General features: G+C 30.7%; 21 protein-coding genes. 10 read left to right on the forward strand and 11 right to left on the reverse strand.

Annotated features, from left to right (window positions below; translation table 11 throughout):
- Positions 1 to 3: 3 nt before the first annotated feature.
- Positions 4 to 687, reverse strand: coding sequence for an L-serine ammonia-lyase, iron-sulfur-dependent subunit beta (gene sdaAB / locus CLCOS_RS12280; protein WP_013239955.1), 684 nt, complete (start codon positions 685 to 687; stop codon positions 4 to 6).
- Between the two features lie 188 nt (positions 688 to 875).
- Here sdaAB and aspD point away from each other — a divergent pair, with 188 nt between their 5' ends.
- Together aspD and CLCOS_RS12290 are read left to right on the forward strand one after the other, a co-directional pair.
- Positions 876 to 2,507 carry an aspartate 4-decarboxylase gene (aspD, locus tag CLCOS_RS12285; protein WP_063600083.1) on the forward strand — a complete coding sequence of 544 codons (1,632 nt, stop codon included), beginning with the start codon at positions 876 to 878 and terminating at the stop codon, positions 2,505 to 2,507.
- A 125-nt stretch (positions 2,508 to 2,632) separates the two neighbouring features.
- Complete coding sequence (locus CLCOS_RS12290; protein ID WP_063600082.1) at positions 2,633 to 3,940, forward strand: aminotransferase class V-fold PLP-dependent enzyme; 1,308 nt, start codon at positions 2,633 to 2,635, stop codon at positions 3,938 to 3,940.
- A 70-nt stretch (positions 3,941 to 4,010) separates the two neighbouring features.
- On the opposite strand, the gene CLCOS_RS12295 is transcribed toward CLCOS_RS12290, so the two are convergent.
- Together CLCOS_RS12295 and CLCOS_RS12300 are read right to left on the reverse strand one after the other, a co-directional pair.
- Positions 4,011 to 4,442 carry a hypothetical protein gene (locus CLCOS_RS12295; RefSeq protein WP_063600081.1) on the reverse strand — a complete coding sequence of 144 codons (432 nt, stop codon included), beginning with the start codon at positions 4,440 to 4,442 and terminating at the stop codon, positions 4,011 to 4,013.
- Between the two features lie 22 nt (positions 4,443 to 4,464).
- The gene (locus CLCOS_RS12300; RefSeq protein ID WP_063600080.1) at positions 4,465 to 5,337 is read right to left on the reverse strand and encodes a LysR family transcriptional regulator; all 873 of its coding nucleotides are present in this window, start codon (positions 5,335 to 5,337) and stop codon (positions 4,465 to 4,467) included.
- A gap of 131 nt (positions 5,338 to 5,468) precedes the next feature.
- Between CLCOS_RS12300 and CLCOS_RS12305 the strand changes: the two genes are divergently transcribed.
- From CLCOS_RS12305 to CLCOS_RS12315, 3 genes are all read left to right on the forward strand, one after another.
- Positions 5,469 to 6,305, forward strand: coding sequence for a sulfite exporter TauE/SafE family protein (locus CLCOS_RS12305; RefSeq protein WP_013239960.1), 837 nt, complete (start codon positions 5,469 to 5,471; stop codon positions 6,303 to 6,305).
- Positions 6,306 to 6,308: 3 nt separating this feature from the next.
- On the forward strand, positions 6,309 to 6,695 hold the full coding sequence (locus tag CLCOS_RS12310) for a DUF1634 domain-containing protein (protein ID WP_013239961.1): 387 nt from the start codon (positions 6,309 to 6,311) through the stop codon (positions 6,693 to 6,695).
- 314 nt (positions 6,696 to 7,009) lie between these two features.
- Positions 7,010 to 9,166, forward strand: a complete 2,157-nt coding sequence (locus CLCOS_RS12315) for a YhgE/Pip domain-containing protein (protein WP_063600079.1) — start codon at positions 7,010 to 7,012, stop codon at positions 9,164 to 9,166.
- A 204-nt stretch (positions 9,167 to 9,370) separates the two neighbouring features.
- On the opposite strand, the gene CLCOS_RS12320 is transcribed toward CLCOS_RS12315, so the two are convergent.
- Positions 9,371 to 9,733 carry a GerW family sporulation protein gene (locus CLCOS_RS12320; RefSeq protein ID WP_013239963.1) on the reverse strand — a complete coding sequence of 121 codons (363 nt, stop codon included), beginning with the start codon at positions 9,731 to 9,733 and terminating at the stop codon, positions 9,371 to 9,373.
- Positions 9,734 to 9,749: 16 nt separating this feature from the next.
- Complete coding sequence (locus CLCOS_RS12325) at positions 9,750 to 10,352, reverse strand: DUF2953 domain-containing protein (RefSeq protein WP_013239964.1); 603 nt, start codon at positions 10,350 to 10,352, stop codon at positions 9,750 to 9,752.
- A 307-nt stretch (positions 10,353 to 10,659) separates the two neighbouring features.
- Between CLCOS_RS12325 and CLCOS_RS22485 the strand changes: the two genes are divergently transcribed.
- Together CLCOS_RS22485 and CLCOS_RS12335 are read left to right on the forward strand one after the other, a co-directional pair.
- On the forward strand, positions 10,660 to 10,857 hold the full coding sequence (locus CLCOS_RS22485; RefSeq protein WP_206599424.1) for a hypothetical protein: 198 nt from the start codon (positions 10,660 to 10,662) through the stop codon (positions 10,855 to 10,857).
- Between the two features lie 151 nt (positions 10,858 to 11,008).
- On the forward strand, positions 11,009 to 11,821 hold the full coding sequence (locus tag CLCOS_RS12335) for a lecithin retinol acyltransferase family protein (protein WP_063600077.1): 813 nt from the start codon (positions 11,009 to 11,011) through the stop codon (positions 11,819 to 11,821).
- Here CLCOS_RS12335 and moaA read toward each other — a convergent pair whose 3' ends face one another.
- A complete protein-coding gene (moaA, locus tag CLCOS_RS12340) occupies positions 11,822 to 12,790 on the reverse strand; it encodes a GTP 3',8-cyclase MoaA (protein ID WP_013239967.1) in 969 nt (322 codons plus the stop codon).
- 244 nt (positions 12,791 to 13,034) lie between these two features.
- Positions 13,035 to 13,511, reverse strand: coding sequence for a spore coat protein (locus CLCOS_RS12345; RefSeq protein WP_063600076.1), 477 nt, complete (start codon positions 13,509 to 13,511; stop codon positions 13,035 to 13,037).
- Between the two features lie 398 nt (positions 13,512 to 13,909).
- Between CLCOS_RS12345 and CLCOS_RS12350 the strand changes: the two genes are divergently transcribed.
- The 3 genes from CLCOS_RS12350 to CLCOS_RS12360 are packed head-to-tail and all read left to right on the forward strand — an operon-like array spanning position 13,910 to position 14,997.
- Complete coding sequence (locus CLCOS_RS12350; RefSeq protein WP_013239969.1) at positions 13,910 to 14,107, forward strand: spore coat associated protein CotJA; 198 nt, start codon at positions 13,910 to 13,912, stop codon at positions 14,105 to 14,107.
- A 50-nt stretch (positions 14,108 to 14,157) separates the two neighbouring features.
- On the forward strand, positions 14,158 to 14,412 hold the full coding sequence (locus CLCOS_RS12355; RefSeq protein WP_013239970.1) for a spore coat protein CotJB: 255 nt from the start codon (positions 14,158 to 14,160) through the stop codon (positions 14,410 to 14,412).
- 12 nt (positions 14,413 to 14,424) lie between these two features.
- On the forward strand, positions 14,425 to 14,997 hold the full coding sequence (locus CLCOS_RS12360; RefSeq protein ID WP_063600075.1) for a manganese catalase family protein: 573 nt from the start codon (positions 14,425 to 14,427) through the stop codon (positions 14,995 to 14,997).
- Between the two features lie 268 nt (positions 14,998 to 15,265).
- Here the strand turns inward: CLCOS_RS12360 and CLCOS_RS12365 are convergent, their stop codons facing one another.
- From CLCOS_RS12365 to CLCOS_RS12380, 4 genes are all read right to left on the reverse strand, one after another.
- The gene (locus CLCOS_RS12365) at positions 15,266 to 16,240 is read right to left on the reverse strand and encodes a D-2-hydroxyacid dehydrogenase (protein ID WP_013239972.1); all 975 of its coding nucleotides are present in this window, start codon (positions 16,238 to 16,240) and stop codon (positions 15,266 to 15,268) included.
- Between the two features lie 305 nt (positions 16,241 to 16,545).
- Complete coding sequence (locus CLCOS_RS12370; protein WP_013239973.1) at positions 16,546 to 16,998, reverse strand: hypothetical protein; 453 nt, start codon at positions 16,996 to 16,998, stop codon at positions 16,546 to 16,548.
- A 1-nt stretch (position 16,999) separates the two neighbouring features.
- Positions 17,000 to 17,803, reverse strand: a complete 804-nt coding sequence (locus tag CLCOS_RS12375; protein WP_063600074.1) for a DUF3100 domain-containing protein — start codon at positions 17,801 to 17,803, stop codon at positions 17,000 to 17,002.
- Between the two features lie 42 nt (positions 17,804 to 17,845).
- Positions 17,846 to 19,162, reverse strand: coding sequence for a M20/M25/M40 family metallo-hydrolase (locus CLCOS_RS12380; protein WP_063600073.1), 1,317 nt, complete (start codon positions 19,160 to 19,162; stop codon positions 17,846 to 17,848).
- Between the last annotated feature and the right edge of the window lie 71 nt (positions 19,163 to 19,233).

A 19,233-nucleotide genomic window follows, 5' to 3' on the forward strand; every position in this document is an offset into this window, starting at 1 on the left:
CTATTATTCCTCCTCTGTTATAGGATTTATAGCTCTTATCTTTTTTATATTTGAAATTTCATTTATTTCATTTACAACATCCTCAGAAATTAAATCGTCCACTTCAAACACCATAGTTGCTCCAGAACCTCTAGTGCTTTTTCTATACACTCTCATAAAAGCTATGTTTATTTTATGCTTATAAAGTATATCAGATACCTTTGCAACCATACCCGGTACATCCATATGATTTATCAATATAGTAGGGTAACTTCCTGTAAATTCTATTTTGTCTCCATCTACTTCACTTATTACTACATTTCCTCCACCTATAGATGAGCCTACCATTTCACAAGTTTCCCCATTATCCTTTTCTATAATAAATTTGACTGTATTAGGATGAACGTCTCCTAAATCTATTTCTTTAAATTCAATTTTAATTCCCTCTTCCCTTGCCAAAATAATAGATTCTTTTAGATTTTCATCCCAGGGATCCATCCCCAGTATTCCAGCAACTAAAGCCTTGTCTGTACCATGTCCTTTATAAGTTTTAGCAAAAGATCCATGAAGCAGAAATTGTACCTTTAAAATTTTGCCTCCTGCTATAGTCTTTGCAATTTTACCCAGTCTTGCTGCCCCAGCAGTATGAGAGCTAGAGGGTCCTATCATTATGGGTCCTAGAATATCAAAAGCACTATATTCTCGCATATTAAGCACATCCTTTCATTTTAGTCTAAAATATAACAGCTTTTATTATATTATGGTCATTCAAGAACTAGTATATAATTAAACTAAAAAAATTGCACTAGGCTGGTACTTTTTATGTGCATATTTTTGTTTATATTTGCAGAATATAAATTTTATAATATATAAAATTTTTGGAGGAAGCACATAAAATGTATTCAGATAAAAATATTCAACTACTAGAACTAGAGCGCATTTACGGTAAAATAAGTCCTTTTGAATTAAAAAACAAACTAATTAGTCTTGCTAAAGGTCAAAAGGTAAAAAGTGCACATGCTCTTTTAGATGCAGGAAGAGGGAATCCTAACTGGATATCCACTTCTCCCCGAGAGGCCTTTTTTGCTTTTGGGCAATTTGCATTAGAAGAATCACGGCGAATATGGAATGAAAAAAACTTAGGCGGAATGCCTGAAAAGCAAAATATACATATACGTTTTTATGATTATATTGAAAGTCACAAAACCTGTCCAGGCATAGATATGTTAAAAAAATTTATAGATTATGGTATAAATTATCAAGGATTCAATGCTGAAGATTGGATTTATGAACTAACAGATGGAATTATAGGTGATAACTATCCAGACCCAAGCAGAATATTAATCCATGTAGAAAAAATAGTAACTCAGTATTTACTCAAGGAGATATATCACTTACAGGAGTTTGATTCTAAGTTCAAATTATTTGCTGTAGAAGGTGCTACTGCTGCCATATGTTATATATTTGATTCATTAATTGCCAATGAACTTCTAAAAAAAGGTGATAAAGTAGCAATTATGACTCCTATTTTTACTCCCTATTTAGAGATTCCAATTATTCCAAGATATAATTTTAATTTAGTTAAGATAATGGCCTCTGAAGATCCCGAAGAAGGAAGTAGTCCGTGGCAATATCCAAAATCAGAACTAAAAAAACTAGGTGACAAAACTATCAAGGCTTTATTTTTAGTAGACCCAAGCAACCCGCCTTCAGAAGCTATAGAACCTGAATCAATTAAATACCTTATAGAAACTATTAAGGATTCCAATCCAAATTTAATGATTATATCAGATGACGTATATGGTAGTTTTCCAGACAAATTTAATTCTATAGTATCAGCTCTCCCCTACAATTGTATAGGAGTTTATTCATTTTCAAAGTATTTTGGTGTAACAGGCTGGAGACTTGGGACTATAGCTATTCATGAAAACAATGTATTTGATAAGCTTTTAAAAGAGCTGCCAGAAGATAAAAAAAATACTATAAAAAAACGTTATGAATCCATTTCAACCGATCCAACGGAAATTAATTTTATAGATAGGATCGCAGCAGACAGCCGTCAGGTAGCACTTCACCATACTGCAGGTTTGTCAACGCCCCAGCAGGTTCAAATGGCCTTTTTTGCAATATTCTCACTGCTAGATACTAAAAGCGAATACAAAAACCTGATAAAGGGCATATGTAAAAGGCGAAAAAAGTTGCTATTTAAAAGTCTTGACATAAATATACCAGAAGATCCTTATGACGCAAGTTACTATGCAGAATTTGACCTATTAAAATGGGCAAATACTCATTACGGAAAAGCCTTTGGAGATTATTTAGACATGAGCTATAAACCAATAGATATACTCTTTAAATTAGCCGAAAAATCTTCTATTGTATTATTAGGAGGCTCCGGATTCTATGCCTCTAAGTGGTCTGTAAGAATTTCACTTGCAAATTTAAACGACAGTGCCTATTCTAAAATAGGAAATGTGCTCCATAACATTTTACAAGAATATAAAGATACTTGGGAAAACAGCAAATAAGGATAGTGTAAATATAGTCTATGCTTATTCCTATGTTTATTTTATTGATAAACTTTTCACTTATTTGGTACATTTAAAATCATACTACATATTATATATAAGTACCTTATAGGAGTGATTTTAATATGTCCTATGATAAAACAAATCATAATTACAGAGAATTAATAACCGGTGTAGATACAAAAATACCTTTAAAAAATGGAAAGCTGGTAACTGCTATAAACTTTGATAATGCAGCTACTACACCTCCTTTTAATTATGTTATGGAAAAAGTAGTTAGTTTTTCACCCTATTATTCTTCTATTCATCGGGGAACCGGTTTTAAATCTACATTATCCTCTGAAATCTATGAAACATCGCGGCAACTTATATGCAACTTTGTTCACTGTGATTCCGAAAAAAATACAGTAATCTATGTAAAAAACACTACTGAAGCTATCAATAAATTATCTTATATTTTTAATTATCTATATAAGGATGCTGTTATATTAGCGACTAGAATGGAACATCATTCTAATGATTTGCCCTGGAGGAACAAATTTAAAGTAGATTATTTGGAGGTAGATGAAACCGGTAAACTAATTATTTCAGATTTAAGACGTAAATTAGAAAAACATGATGGCAAAGTTAAGTTGGTATGTGTAACTGGTGCTTCTAATGTAACAGGATACAAAAACCCTATATATAAAATTGCAAAAATTGCCCACAATTATGGATCAGAAATTCTAGTAGATGGCGCCCAACTTGTACCTCATTATCCTATATACATGAAGCAACATTATGAAGACGAATCTATTGACTATTTAGCTTTCTCAGCGCACAAAATGTATGCACCCTTTGGTATAGGCGTATTGATAGGTCCCAAGGAGACTTTCTGTAGTGTATCACCTGAATATATCGGAGGAGGTACTATAAAATTAGTTACAGATAACAGTGTAATATGGAATGATCCACCTGAAAAAAATGAAGCTGGTACTCCCAATGTACTTGGAGTAATTGCCTTAACTGCTGCTATTGAGATGTTAAACAAATTGGAAATAAAAAATATAGACAGCAATGAAATGAAAATATACAATTATGCTTTGAATAAAATTACTAGTCTTCCAAACATCACCTTATATTGTGACCCCAATCCAAATTGCGATAAGGTTGCAATACTTCCTTTTAACATAAAAGGACTTTATCATGGTATTACAGCAAAACTTCTTTCAGATTTATCTGGTATTTCAGTCAGAAGTGGCTGCTTTTGTGCTCAACCTTATGTACAAAGACTTCTTAGGCTTTCTCGTAAAGATATAACCTACTTAAAACACAATTACAATGATATCTCCCACCCAGGTCTCGTTCGGTTGAGCTTTGGTTTATACAATACTTATAGCGAAGTAGATATTCTAATTGATACCTTAAAGGAAATAATTAGAAATAAAACTTAAACAAAAATATTACAGAACAAAAACAATTAAGCTTTAGGTGTTCTATCCTAAAGTTTAATTGTTTTATTTACTATTTACTTAAAAGTCCTGCTGACAATACAAATACCATGAGTATAGGAAAACAGTCACATATGATCCAACCTAAAATTATAATTATAAGGCTTAGTAGATTGTATTTAAAATACTTGTAGATAATTAAATTATATATAAAAAACAAATTAGTCACTATAAAAGCAATAATTATAGGAATTGGATTTGATACTCCATATACCACTAAAACATGAAGTACAAATATAAGTGTTAAAACGGTAGCCATAAAAAAAATTATTCTAAGCCCGTCCCTATTTTTAAATTTAAAAAATATACAAAATCCATCGTACACACATAATGCCAAAGGTACGAGTGCAATTATTTGAAATTTATCTATGTAAAAATAAGCAGTGATTAAGACAGCAACAAAAAACAGTACCTTAACATTAAAGTTAAAATTTTTTTCATTCATTAAAATCGTCTCCTAAAATATTCTACTTTTTCATAGAAAAAATGCGTAAAAAATTTCTAGCTACTGATGACATATATCTATTCTTTACACATATAGCAGCTATACTAGTTTCCAAATCAACTTCATCTATCTTTTTTCTTTTCAAATCTACATTTTTAACCACATCAATAGATGTTCTTGGAACAATGGCCATTCCAATACCTGATTCTGCCCATAAAAGTGCTGTTCTTGCATCTTCAGTGTTACAAATTATATTAGGTACAAAACCTTCTTTATTGCAGCACTCAAATATCAACTTTTCAAATCTTCTGTATATAATTAAAGGTCTACCTTTCAAGTCCTTTAATTTCACACTTTCTCTATCTTCAAACAAATCACTCTCCTTGTTAAATACAACAGTCATAGGTTCTTTGGGCAGTGCAGTTATTTCAAGCCCTTCCGTATTAAAAGGGGTTCTTACAATACCAACTTCTATCAATCCACTGTTTAATACTTCTAATATTCTAAAGGTATTTCCTTCCCATACATTAAAATTTACCTCTGGATATTCTTTATGGAAAATCTTTATTCTTTCTGGTAACAATGTAGCACCTGAAGAAGATACCGTTCCAATGGAAAGTGTTCCCTTTGCTCCTTCTTTAAAATCCTTTAGCTCCTTTGCAGTAAAACTTACTAATTTAAGTATTTGTTCAGCTCTATTTGCAAGTATTTCTCCTGCACTTGTTAAATGTATCTTATGACTTCCCCTATCCATAAGTTTAACGCCTAATTCTTCTTCTAAGAGTTTTAAGTGATAACTTAAAGGTGGCTGCGCCATATTTAGTTTTTTAGCTGCACTAGTTATTTTACCTTCTTTAGCAATAGTCAGAAAATACTTCAGCTGCTTAATATCCATAAAAAGATATCACTCCTACTATATAATTTCTATATACTTTGAATACTAATTATGTATTTTAAATATATAAGTTTCCTTGCTATAATAATACTTGAAAACAAAAATTTATTCAACATAGGAGGAATGACATTTTGTCAATATTAACATTAGAAATTCTCAGTGTATCCGTTATTGCAGGCATAGCAGGATCTATACTGGGTCTCGGAGGTGGAACAGTAATTACTCCAGCACTTACTCTTTTATTTGGAATAGATATAAAATACGCTATAGGTGCTAGCTTAATATCTGTTATTGCCACTTCAAGTGGAGCCGCTGCAGCTTATATAAAGGATAAAATAACAAATTTAAGAGTTGGTATGTTTCTTGAAATAGCCACAACTATAGGTGCTGTAACTGGTGCCTTTCTTGGAGGAATTATAAATCCAAAGTATCTTTACTTTTTATTCGGATTGCTGCTCCTATACTCCGCACTAGCTATGGCGAAAAAAGGCAAAAGTGAACTGCCTCAGGGTGTACAAACTCACCCTCTTGCAAAAAAACTTAAACTAAATGGTGAGTACTATGACAAAATTGTAGGCGAAACCGTATGCTACAACGTAGCTAATGTACCCAGCGGATTTGGAGTAATGTATGGTGCCGGTATCATTTCTGGTCTTCTTGGAATTGGAAGTGGTAGTTTTAAGGTCATGGCTATGGATTTATTTATGAAATTGCCTTTAAAAGTATCAAGTGCCACCAGTAATTTTATGATGGGCGTTACAGCTGCTGCCAGTGCAGGTGTTTACCTTTTAAGAGGCAATATAGATCCTAAAATTTCTGCTCCTGTTGCTCTAGGTGTACTAGCAGGAGCAACTATGGGCACTCGAATTATGCAAAATATGAAAAGCAAAACCATAAGAAAGATATTTGTACCTTTTCTTATTTATATATCTGTAGAAATGGTTTTGAAAGGATTTGGGGGTAGGTAACTAATGCCACAGCAAAATAGTACTATTGAAAAGAATGAAAAAAGTGCAGAAGAACTAGAACTTATAATAAGTACGTTTTTAAGGATAGGTGTCATATTAAGTTCAATTGTAATATTAACAGGGCTTTTAATGTTTTTAATATCTGGCCACAGTGGCTATGCTGGAAATTATTATCCAACTAAACCTATTGAAATATTAAAAGGTTGTAAATATTTTAAGCCTTATGCAATCATGCTGTTCGGTCTTTTGATCTTAATGGCAATACCTGTACTAAGAGTAGCGGTATCCATATTAGTATTTTTTAAAGAAGGGGACTACCTATATGTAAAAATTACTTCCTTGGTACTTGTAATACTTTTATGCAGTATTCTCATGGGAAAAGTAGGCTAAATCTTTAAACATCATAGAGTTTCTAAACGAAAAATGAACGTATACTCCAAATATTTTTACAATCTTCAGCTCCTTAAATTTTTTTCTAAGACTTATATGCAAAGTACTAAAAAGAGCTTCATCATTGTAAAAATATTTCTACATATACGTTCATTTTTATGAATGATATTATATGAGATATTCTAATTGAAATTTTACCTTATACATAAAATATATACTATATATTATTTTTCATATCAGCACATAATAATCTTAGTTGAACTCACCATCACGGTTAATACTCATAGATGGAATTTAAACTAGGAGATAAACTTATGAAAAATATAATAAATATATACGTAACAGATATAATAAATATAATTACAAATTGGGTGGCCCTAGTAGTAGTAATAGCACTTATGATACTTCCTGCACTTTACGCCTGGTTTAATATAAAATCATTATGGAATCCTTATGAAAACACCAGTGGAATATCTGTAGCAATAGTAAATAAGGACAAAGGCGTAAAATTTAATGGCAGTAATGTAAATATAGGTAATAGCTTAGTAGAAAATTTAAAGAAAAATAAAAGTATGGGATGGAATTTTACAAATGAAAATGATGCAGCTAGTGGAGTAAAATATGGCAGTTACTACGCTAGTATTACAATACCAGAAGATTTTTCCCTTAAAATAAGTTCTCTTTTAAAATCAAATCCACAAAAAGCAGATTTGATTTATTCAGTTAATGAAAAATTAAACGCAGTGGCTCCAAAAATAACTGAAGCAGGAGTTACAAAAATACAGCAGCAGATAACTACAACCTTTGTACAAACAGTAGATGAATCAATATTTAGCGTATTTAATAGGCTAGGAATAGACCTTACAAACAGTAAACCTATACTACAAGAGTTTATAAATATAATATTTGACATCGATAGTAAAATACCTGAAATAAATCAAAATATAGAAAATGTTTATAACCAGGCTTCTAATTTAAATGATTTTATCAGTAAAATTCAAAATGAACTTCCTCTAATTCAAAATACTATAAATACAGCTTTAAATGTGGTATCAAGTGGAGAAGTTTTTCTTACAAAAGCAAGAGATTCAATGACTAATCTATCTCCTTTTATTAAATCTGAACTTACATCCATAAGGGATCTTAACAAAACTTTAGAAGGGCTTATTGATGAAACCATAACCCTCATAAATACAGATCCTAAGTCAGCTAAAACAATACTAGCAACTGTGCGAGATCATTATACATCAAGCATTTCAAGAATTAACAATATAATAGACATTTTAAATTCTTTAAATAAACAAGATAATACGGTATTATCAAATTTTATATCAACACTAAACAATATAAAAAATATGATGCAAAGTCGTATTGAAAACATAAATTTGCTAATAACTGCTATAGACAACGGAGAACAAATTTCACTAGATGCTCTCGGCAATTTAAAACAAGGTGCTGCTTCCATCACAGTTTTTTTGGATAACATTATAAATAACTACGATACATCTTTAGCTCCTACCATAGACAACATAATGAAATCTTCTATTCAGGTGGCAAATAATACTTTGAAAATACTAAAAGATGCTAAAGGTGACCTTCCAACAGCACAAAACATATTGAAAAATGCATTTAGTGATACAAAAATAGCATTAGAAGATATAGATAAAATAAAAAAAGTACTCCCTGGAGTGGAAAACACAATTCATAACATTGCTTCAAAACTGAGAAGTCTAAATGAGGATGCCAAATTGAATGAACTCATAAAAATACTTGGTCTAAACGCAAAAAAGGAAGGAGATTTCATAGCAAATCCTGTTAATATAAAAATGAATAAAATTTTTTCTATACCTAACTATGGTTCAGCTATGTCACCTTTCTTCACCACTTTATCACTATGGGTAGGAGACCTTATTCTTGTTTCAATGCTTTCTACAGAAGTTAAAAACACAAAAATTAAAAATATAAAACTCAACCAAATCTTTCTTGGAAGATATCTTACTTTTGCAACTATATCAATTTTTCAAGCTTTAATAGTGACTCTAGGAGATTTATTTATATTGAAAACTTACGTAGCAAACAAATGTATGTTTGTACTTTTTGCAATATTTATAAGTATTATATTTACCATGATAATCTATACTCTTGTATCTGTACTTGGAAATGTAGGAAAAGCTCTTGTAATGATACTCCTGGTACTGCAAATTTCAGCATCTGGTGGTACTTTTCCAATACAGGTGACTCCTAAATTTTTTCAAATAATAAATCCTCTTCTACCCTTCACCCATGCTGTAGCAGCCATGAGAGAAACTGTAGGTGGTATTATTTCTAGCTTATTACTAAAAGATGCTTTAACACTAGTTATATATTTCTTTATATTTTTAATTACAGGACTCATATGGAAAAAAGTATTTAAAAATATGGTAGAAAAATTTTTTAAGAAGTTTAGTAAAAGTGGTCTTTCAAATGAATAAATAAAGAAATGTAGATAAAAACTTGATACCTATCTACATTTCTTTATTTTATCTAATGACTAACTACTTTAATACTATCACACTCTATTTAAGCATTTAATATGAATTTTTCTAGAGCATGGGCTGCCCCATCTTTCACATTACTTTTAGTTATATAATCTGCTGCCACTAACTTGTACATGAGTATCTCCTCTTAGGTGTTTTTTATATGTTTTCTTTTTTTTCATTTTTCTTTTTCAACTTGCTAACTATATTGGGTACTAATTCCATAAGTTTGCTAAGGTTATTCTTATCACCTATAGGCAGCATTTGAATTGTATCTTCTTTTATTACAAGTACTGCATTTGGAGTTATTTTAGCTCCTGCACCAATACCTGAGCCTCCACCTTCCTGCTTATTTTTCGGATCTGTTCCCTCTCCACCACCGGTTCCACATCCAAAGGTAACTGTTATAAATGGTACAAGAGTTATATCTCCTACCTGTATTGGTTTACCTACAACAGTCTCTGTTTTAAAAAAGTTTTCCAATTTGGAAAATAAAACTTCTGTATTTTCTTTAATATCCATATAAATACCTCCATTTTTAATAGCTTATTTCTTTTTTTATACATGATATGTGAAATACTTTAAATAGTGTAATTACAATCAATATTATTCTACATTTTCCACTAACTTCTAAATGCAAATTAAAAACTTCATTAAAAAAATCTGGAATTACTCTTATAGAATTTTTAGGTAAAAATGAATAAATTACATTAAAAACTCCACACAACATACCTGTCATACTAGGATCATCAAATCCATAATTACCTTCTATCTTAACATACTTAGGCTTGATTATAGAAATAATCTTTATTATAGAATCTTTATACTCATAAAGTTTTTTAACACCTTGTATGATATGAGAAAATTTATAAGTTGATTCATCCTGTATCTTGTCTTTTTTAGAATTTATATTTGACTTTTTAGTAAAACACAATATTCTTACAGATAAATGGCTATCACTATTACTCCCTTTTAATATTATAGAAATAATATTAAAAAATAAACCAATTTCAAAATTATATATTATATTATTTTCTTCAAAAGTAGACTTTCCCCTATATGTTACATTACTTATCAATAAAAATATTAAAAGAATTATAAGGATTAAAATTATAGATCCCATTACTTTCAAAATAATCAAAATAAGGATTCCCCCAGACTAAACTTAAAATATCCATTATTATCTACTATATATCTATAATACTTAAAAGTTTAACAAATTTATATATATTTTTATTATTTTTTTTGTTAAAATCTATATGTGACTTACGTTAGGAGAAATTAATTATGCTTTTTTTCTTATATTTATCAGGAATTTTAGCCATGTTACTTGGTGTAACCTTATTCCAAAGACAAAGTAAAAAATAAAAAATAAAAATTATAGTGATGAACTTATATTACACTACTTTGCAAAAAAAGCGACTGAAAATATAATGATAATGTGCTTAGTGGTAATAATCGTATCACTTCTACTTCCTCTTTTAATATGGACATTATCACCTAAAGAGGTAGGGGGCGTAGATAAAATTATAGAAACTGACAATTTATCTCCTATTTTTCCTTATAATAAAAATCAATATATAAAAGAAGTAACCGATAAAGATGTTAAATCATATATTGTAAATGTGGGGGAACCATTTAAGTAAGATCTCCAAAGTTTCGACAGCAAATCTACGGAAATAATAACTACTAATAAAGAAAATGCTAAGTGTGAAAAAGTAGCTGAATACACTATAATAAAACTATTTGTATCTGACAAATAGAACTAATTTAGAAACTGTATAAGGGATGGTTTAAATGAGAAATCATTTTTGTATAAAATTAATATCTATATTTATAATAATTGCAGTTAGTTTTTTAGGCTATAAAATTTATACTTTAAATAATAGAACTACAACTATTTATAAATACAGCGAAATTCAAATACCTTTAAAAGATAAAATTATATGGGATGATACTTCTATAAAAAATATTTCTGTAAAAAGTAAAGACAATGAAACTATGGATACCTATGTTTTTCCATCTGTGGATGGCAAAACTCTCTTTATAAATCCACCTATAGATGGTTTTTACGATGATGATAAAATTTGCGTTACCTTATCTCCTAACTTACATTTTAAAAATTATAAAATGACGGAAGAAAAGAAGTTATATTTTCAGGTGAAGAGTGGAAATGATATTACCCTGTCCAAGGTACATAAAGAGCCTCAATATGGAGATATAATAGGCACTGAAGATACCTTTATGGGCTATCAATATACACATTATGGAATATATGTAGGTAATAATAAAGTTATTCATTACTGTAGTACTACGGGTAATTCTAAAGATGCCAAGATAAAGGAAACAGACATGTCCCCTTATTTTAGAAAAGGACATTATTTTATTTTAAACATAAAAGGTGGTTCACAATTTGATTCAAAAGAAACCGTTAAAAGAGCAGATATGCGAGAAGGTGAAAGAAGTTACAATTTATTACAAAATAACTGTGAACATTTTGTAATTTGGGCTAAAACAGGTTATTCAAGATCCTACCAGATAGACAGCCTGTCCCAAGAAAAATTAGCCCAACTAAAAATATTCACAGCCATGGGTATAAACTTACAGTAATCAACCACCTATTTGATACATCATCTTCTCACTTTCACTTTTGTGTTTAGAACTCATATTGTGCTCCTCGGGTTTTCCTAGTATTCCTCGTTTTAATTCTTCTAAAAGGAGTTTTTCGTCATTTAAGCAGTGTTTTAAATTTATAACTTTGTCCGAGTGAAGACATGGTTTTAAATCTCCTATAGACGTAAGTCTTAGTCTATTGCAATCTTTACAAAATTTACAGCTCATTGGACTTATAAAGCCTATGTTTCCCTTATATCCTCTCACCTTATATAGGGAAACAGTACTACTTTTAGAAGTAGGCTGGGAAATTACATCAAAATTATCCTGAATTTCCTTTAAAACAACTTCTGAAGAAAGATTATCATTCTCGTATAATTTTTTTCCTTCTCCTATAGGCATAAGTTCAATAAATCTAATATCTACTGGTAAATTCTTCGTAAACTCTACAAAATCCATAATTTCAGTATCATTAAAACCCTTTAATAAAACTGTATTTATTTTAACAGGAGTCAATCCTATACTTAAACATTTATCAATAGATTTTAATACTGCGTCCAAGTTTCCACACCTGGTTATAAATTTATACTTATCTGCTTTTAGGGTATCTAAACTTATGTTTACCCTTTTTAATCCTGCTTCTTTTAATTTATCTGCCATATCACAGAGCAGTATGCCGTTGGTAGTAATTGCCACATCCGTAATTCCTTTTATGTTAGCAGTTTCCCTTATTAAATACTCTATATCCTTCATTATAAGAGGTTCTCCACCAGTATATCTTATTTTATTTATTCCAAGAGTTGCTGCTGCTTTAATAATTTTTAATATATCTTCAAATCTTAACAGATCACCATAAGGTCTTTTTACTATTCCTTCCTTTGGCATACAATAGATACATCTTAAATTGCACCTATCTGTAAGTGAAATCCTAAGATAGTTTATACTTCTTCCATAGCTATCTTTCATACAATCAATCCCCCTAAGTCACTATAATTAATTTTTATATCTATTACGCTGTACTGCATAACTCAATTATACATGAAATTGTTTACAATTGTTAGTTCTATACTCAATAAAATTTCTCTATACCTTCCTTATAAGCTTTATATAGCCGGAAATTAATGAAAATTTAAACTTTAATTAACTTCCAGCTTTATTTGTATATAAACTAATTAGTGAACAACTTCATTAAAGCCAAGTGAACGTACTCTTACTGAACTTTATACATACCTTTGCTTTCCATATATTTATAAATGGATTCCCCATGCTGCTGTTCTTCTTTTTGTATATGGTTTAATACATTTCGGACATTCGTATCTCTAAATTCAAATATGGCTGCATTATAAACTCCTGAAATATATTTTTCTGCCATAAGCATATCCTTACACATATCCTCGTCACGTACTTCACACATACCTACAGGTGACATAGACGGGCTAGCTATACCTGATGTATTCATTTTGCTTGTACCTTGATTACTGTTTAAATTAGGTACCTCACCGCCCAAAATACAGTTAATAGAATTTAAATGCTCTTGCTCAACTGATGCATTATTTATAAATAGCTGTTTCAACTGTGAATCATTTGTTTGATTAGCATAGTTTGTATATTTTTGTATACACATGGATTCATGACTTTTTTCATCTTCTAAAAGCATTCTTTCTTTATTGCTTAAAGTTATTGCCATAAAAACACCTCCAAAATTATTTTGTATAATTAGAAGTGAATTTATACAAAAATGCTTCAAACAAAAAAATATAATTTCATTTGAAGCAAAAAAAATATTTCAACCGTCTAAATAAATAGGAAGGTTTATGCAAACTCCTATAAAATACAAAAATATATAATTGGAGGGTACACAAATTATATAGTAAAAATACTACAGAAGCTTACACAAACTTGTTTACCAAATATGTGATTATTCAATTCCAGTCACTATATTTTAATACTATTAACAAGATGATTATACCATTAAACATCAGCATTTAAAACCTTTATTATAAATTTTACAAAGCAATTTATATTAACACAATTTATAAGTATTGAATATATTATCATTGTAAAGAGACTTAAGAGGTGAAAATAGTGTATTCAAAATTTGTTCCACATGTGAACTCAAGATCAATGCCATCTGCTGGCTTTCCTCATAATTCAGGTAAAAAATTAGCAAGGGCTTACGTTCCTATGCAGCCTTATATTGGACTGCTTCCTTTAAATATGGCATTAAAAAAAGGTACCATATTTCCAAATTTAGTTATGCCTTTCCCTGAAAACGAAGATTAAATAGTAGTCATTTAACTAGTTGTAAACCTATTATACGAGGAGGTACTAATATGAATGATCGTAAAAAACTACTAGATGAAATTCGCCAGCTTGAATTTGCCACAGTAGATTTAAATTTGTATCTAGATAATTTTCCTGATAACAAGAAAGCTCTGTCTGATTACAATATGTTCACAAATCAACTCATCCGTTTAAAAAGGAACTATGAAGACAGATTTGGTATTTTAACTAACTTTGGATATTCCGAGAGCCAGTTTCCATGGACTTGGATAAACGAACCCTGGCCTTGGGAATGTGGAGAATAGGAGGATTGGCATATGTGGATTTATGAAAAAAAATTAGAGTATCCTGTAAAAATTAAAACAAAGGATATTCAAATGGCTAAATATCTTACTGCTCAATACGGAGGTCCAGATGGAGAATTAAGTGCTGCTATCAGATATTTAAATCAACGTTATACTATGCCCAGCGGTAGAACTAAAGGATTACTTACTGATATAGGAACTGAAGAGTTAGCACATGTTGAAATTATAGCTACCATGATATATCAACTGCTAAAAGATGATACCATAGATGAACTTAAAGAAGCAGGATTAGCCTCCCACTATACCCAACATGGAAGGGCTACTTTTCCTCAAGATGCTAATGGCGTTCCATGGACATCTGCTTACATCCAAGCTACAGCAGATCCTATAACAGATTTACATGAAGATATGGCAGCTGAGCAAAAAGCTAGAACAACTTATGAACATCTTATAACTCTAACAGATGATCCAGATGTAATAGATGTGCTTAAATTTTTATGGGCAAGAGAAATTGTTCACTTTCAACGCTTTGGTGAAGCCCTTGTACATGTACAAGATAATATGAATGCTAAAAAGTGTTTCTAAATTGAAAGTTGGCTTATGCCAAATCATATAATAACAAATTTTAATATCTTAAGCGTAAATTAAGAGTGGATAGTTGAAAGTGGATAGTAAACTTAAAGCCTATTGAAGCTTTGCTTAAATAGCGCTATATTTAAACTTTCCGTAGTATTATCGAAGAAAGTCATCCCTAACTATCAACTTTCCACTCTCAATTTTTAAATGTATTTTATGTACAAATTTAAATTTTAAGCAGAATCACTTCAAAGATCTTCTAATTCAAAAACACATATTACCTACTTACAACATTTACAGGAGATCCTTCCAAAAATCTTTCTAGATTCTCTGCTGCAATTTCCATAAGTCTCTGTCTTGATTCTTTAGGTGCCCAAGAAATATGTGGGGTAATTATACAATTTTTTGCCTTCATCAGGGGATTGCTTTCCTCTATAGGCTCTGTAGATACTACATCTAAAGCGGCTCCAGAAATTTTCCCACTATTTAACGCCTCTGCTAAATCTTTCTCTACAATTAAAGGTCCTCTAGCATTATTTATTATAATTACTCCATCTTTCATTTTACTTATGGAGTCTTTATTAATGATACCTCTATTACTATCAAATAGTGGACAGTGTAAGAAAATAACATCTGATTCTTGAAATAATTCATTTAATTTTACGTATTTCATACTATTACTTTCTAAGTTTTTATTCTCATGTTTATCATAAGCAAGTACTTTCATGCCAAATGCCTGTAGTATTTTTCCTGTTGATTGTCCAATTCTACCATAACCTATAATTCCTGCAGTTTTATTAGCTAACTCAATAAGGGGATATTTCCAAAAACACCAATCTCCATTGCTTGCCCATTCTCCGTTTTTTACTGCCTCACTATGAGCCCATACATGGTGACACAGTTCAAGAAGCAGTGCTACTGCCATTTGGCTTACGGAACTTGTCCCATATGTCGGAATATTTGTTACAGTAATTCCTAATTCCTTAGCTGCATTTACATCCACCATATTGTACCCTGTAGCTAATATTCCAATATATCGTAATTTAGGTGACTTTTCCAATATACCTCTAGATAATGTTATATCATTGGTAAAAACAATTTCTGCATCTTTTATTCTCTCCAATATTAAATCATTATTACCGTTATCATGGGAAGTACGATCATAGACATTCAAATCTCCAAGCTTTTCAAGGGGTTCCCAGCTTATATCTCCGGGATTTAACGTATATCCATCCAATACAACAATTTTCATGCTAACTCTCCTCATAATTATAAATTTTCTAAGTGTAAAATAATTTTATACACATCAATATAGGATTATGTATAAATTAAAATACCTATAAACTCAACTTTCGCACATATAAAATTTTCACTTAATATAAAAAGCTTGCGAAGCAAAGCTTCGCAAGTTAAGAATTAATAATGAAAAATTGCTTCGCAAAGTTTTTAAACTGCAAGAGTTGAATTTTCTAAGTAAAAAGTAACTTTATACACCTTGATATATGGTGTAGATTAAAATACTTATAAAATAATTATAAGTATTTTAACCACAAAAATCTATATCTGGCCTGTAGCTTTTAAAACAATTTGTGCAATCATGGTAGCAAAAACAAAAGTGCCTGTGTAAACAGTTAATGCTACAATAATTATCTTCCAACTTAAGGATTTAAAAAGTTTTAAATCCTTGCCTAATGACAAACCGGCAAAAGCTAAAACTGGAGTAGTAAGAGCAATCATATCTATTTTTTCTAAATACTGTTTGTCCAAAAAAGCACCATAAGGATTAAGAGGGCTTGTAACCAAAACGGCTACTATAGATACCCAAAACACTGTAGGAATATTAGCAGGCACAATTTTTTTAATTATAATACCTAATAAAGTAATAGCTAATAATATAGCCATGCCAATAATTCCTATCTTTAAAGGAACTTTATTTTTTATAGTATTTCCTACTAAAGCAATTATTCCAACCCAAAATAAAATAAATGCCTCCTGAATAAGTCTTTTCATGCTAGATTTCCCCTCTCTTTTTCCTATTTCTTCCGATTTTAGGTTCTAACCAACCATATAATTTATTGGCAACTGGTAAAGAAACAAATAGCGTAAAATATATTCCCACTATGGTTGTTATTAAATTAGATGCTGCTGCAAAACTAGCTATTTCCTTAGCCTTTGCAGGGAAAACAGCAGTAATAGCTCCTGAAGCTGCAGCCATCATACTTCCAGATCCTACTCCTGATCCCATGGCTAGTGCCAATGGATTAAATATTTTTACTGATCCAATATATCCAGCAAGAAGTCCTATATAAATTGCACCAAATAAAGTTCCACAGATATAAATTCCCATTACTCCACGTCCTTCTGGAGAATCCATACCATACTTTTCTGCAATAATTGCAATATTAGGTTCACGATCAATAGAGAAAGTAGCTCCTACTGCTTCACGTTTAAGACCAAGTAAAAGAGCAATTGGAAGTCCTAAAATTACTGTACCTAAAAAGTGACCGAGTTCCTGGAAACAAAGTGCCCATCCTGATTTAACCAACATAACAATAGAAGGTCCCATTGTAGCACCTATTTTAGCGACAAACAATATTACTACAATTCCCATAATATCATTTGACAGCTTCATTTCATCTTCCGACATAATTTTTAACTTAGGTAAACTTATAATTATTCCAATAACTAATGCATAGAGCATTGGTAGAAACACAAGATATCCTGGCCCTAGTTTTATTTTCTTTTGACCTATTAGCTCTGTTACTACAACTAATATAAGAGCTAGGATAAAAATTTTTAAATATTTTTTTAACATTATTTTGCCCCCTAATAATTTTTTAGCTAAAATGAATTTATGTTAATTATTAAACTCATCCATTACCTTTAGATATTCTTCTTTAGAAAACTTAGGCTTGAAATTTTTTACTATATCTTTACCTTTTTCTGCACCATTGACTAAAAGATCTATTACTGTCATTGCAAATAACTTAGCTGGCAGAATACAAGCTGATCTATAATCCTCTACATTAAATTCCTTTGAATGTAAATTTCCACTTACACCGCCTACATAAGGGTGTATGCTTGGTATTAGCTGAGATATATCTCCCATGTCCGTTGAAGCAAAAAAATGTCCTCCATCTAAAATGCTTTCTTCAGGAAGAAATTCCTTACAATTATCTTTATATATATCATTTAATTTAGCACAGCACTCAAGAGGTAGATAACCTGGTATAGTTTTAATAACTGTTTTTGCACCTATTGCATCTCCCCCAGCTTTAAGAGCTCTATCAACTTTTTTGTTGGTTTTTACCATGGCATCTATAGTTCTTGCACGCACATAGCTTTCAATTCTTACATCATCAGGTACGCTGTTTACTACGTCTCCTCCTTTAGTAATAATAGGATGAAATCTTATGTAATCTTCATCTCTAAAAGTTTCCCTAAGAGCATTTACACCCATTAGTCCCAGCATTGCTGCATTTAGCGCATTTACACCTTCATCTGGTGCTTCAGCAGCATGAGCTACTTTTCCTATATATTGTATTGTCTTTGCAACAAATCCATTGCTGGATTTACCTATTGAAACAGTAGGTTTAGGACTATTTTTTAGAGAGTGCATCATCATAGCTATATCTACATCATCAAATTCACCTTCATATATGAGCTGCTGCTTTCCTCCAAAAAAATGAAGTTTGCCTTGCTTTCGAAGTTTTTCTCTATAGTCAAATTCAATGCATTCTTCTGAAGGTACTGCAAAAAAAGTCACATTTCCATCTAATTTGTTTGAAATTCCAGAAAGCTTTAATCCTACAGCAGCACCAATTAAAGCTCCTAGTTGAAGATGATGACCACAAGTATGAGCTGCTCCAGTTTCTGGATTTGAATTTTTATTTTCCCTACATATAACGGCATCTAACTCTCCAAGTACAGCTATATTTACACCTTCACACTGATCTTTTAATTTTGCCTTTACTCCAGTTAAAGCAAGACCATCTCGATATTTTAAACCTATTTCGTCAAAAATGCCTTTTACCTTCTTTGACGTTTTCTGTTCCTTGAATCCTAATTCTGGTTCCTTTTCTACAGATTTTGAAAAGTTTATTATTTTTTCTGCATTTTTTTCAATTGTACTACATACCAACTCCTTTAATTTTTTAATCTCTTCTTCTTCCATTATGTAATGCCCCCTAAATTTGATTTATAAATACAATTATAACACATTTTATGACAAATTCATTTTTAGCG

Origin of the sequence: Clostridium coskatii (genome assembly GCF_001675205.1) — a bacterium.
In the GTDB taxonomy this organism is placed as follows: Bacteria; Bacillota; Clostridia; order Clostridiales; family Clostridiaceae; genus Clostridium_B; species Clostridium_B ljungdahlii.

What these genes read in the sequence shown, in the direction of transcription:
- CLCOS_RS12380 (WP_063600073.1), bottom strand. Translation starts at nt 19,162, where the DNA reads ATGGAAGAAGAAGAGATTAAAAAATTAAAGGAGTTGGTATGTAGTACA.
- CLCOS_RS12360 (WP_063600075.1), top strand. Translation starts at nt 14,425, where the DNA reads ATGTGGATTTATGAAAAAAAATTAGAGTATCCTGTAAAAATTAAAACA.
- CLCOS_RS12315 (WP_063600079.1), top strand. Translation starts at nt 7,010, where the DNA reads ATGAAAAATATAATAAATATATACGTAACAGATATAATAAATATAATT.
- CLCOS_RS12290 (WP_063600082.1), top strand. Translation starts at nt 2,633, where the DNA reads ATGTCCTATGATAAAACAAATCATAATTACAGAGAATTAATAACCGGT.
- CLCOS_RS12355 (WP_013239970.1), top strand. Translation starts at nt 14,158, where the DNA reads ATGAATGATCGTAAAAAACTACTAGATGAAATTCGCCAGCTTGAATTT.
- CLCOS_RS12365 (WP_013239972.1), bottom strand. Translation starts at nt 16,240, where the DNA reads ATGAAAATTGTTGTATTGGATGGATATACGTTAAATCCCGGAGATATA.
- sdaAB (WP_013239955.1), bottom strand. Translation starts at nt 687, where the DNA reads ATGCGAGAATATAGTGCTTTTGATATTCTAGGACCCATAATGATAGGA.
- CLCOS_RS12320 (WP_013239963.1), bottom strand. Translation starts at nt 9,733, where the DNA reads ATGGATATTAAAGAAAATACAGAAGTTTTATTTTCCAAATTGGAAAAC.
- aspD (WP_063600083.1), top strand. Translation starts at nt 876, where the DNA reads ATGTATTCAGATAAAAATATTCAACTACTAGAACTAGAGCGCATTTAC.
- CLCOS_RS12345 (WP_063600076.1), bottom strand. Translation starts at nt 13,511, where the DNA reads ATGGCAATAACTTTAAGCAATAAAGAAAGAATGCTTTTAGAAGATGAA.
- CLCOS_RS12375 (WP_063600074.1), bottom strand. Translation starts at nt 17,803, where the DNA reads ATGTTAAAAAAATATTTAAAAATTTTTATCCTAGCTCTTATATTAGTT.
- CLCOS_RS12370 (WP_013239973.1), bottom strand. Translation starts at nt 16,998, where the DNA reads ATGAAAAGACTTATTCAGGAGGCATTTATTTTATTTTGGGTTGGAATA.
- CLCOS_RS12310 (WP_013239961.1), top strand. Translation starts at nt 6,309, where the DNA reads ATGCCACAGCAAAATAGTACTATTGAAAAGAATGAAAAAAGTGCAGAA.
- CLCOS_RS12295 (WP_063600081.1), bottom strand. Translation starts at nt 4,442, where the DNA reads ATGAATGAAAAAAATTTTAACTTTAATGTTAAGGTACTGTTTTTTGTT.
- moaA (WP_013239967.1), bottom strand. Translation starts at nt 12,790, where the DNA reads ATGAAAGATAGCTATGGAAGAAGTATAAACTATCTTAGGATTTCACTT.
- CLCOS_RS12300 (WP_063600080.1), bottom strand. Translation starts at nt 5,337, where the DNA reads ATGGATATTAAGCAGCTGAAGTATTTTCTGACTATTGCTAAAGAAGGT.
- CLCOS_RS12335 (WP_063600077.1), top strand. Translation starts at nt 11,009, where the DNA reads ATGAGAAATCATTTTTGTATAAAATTAATATCTATATTTATAATAATT.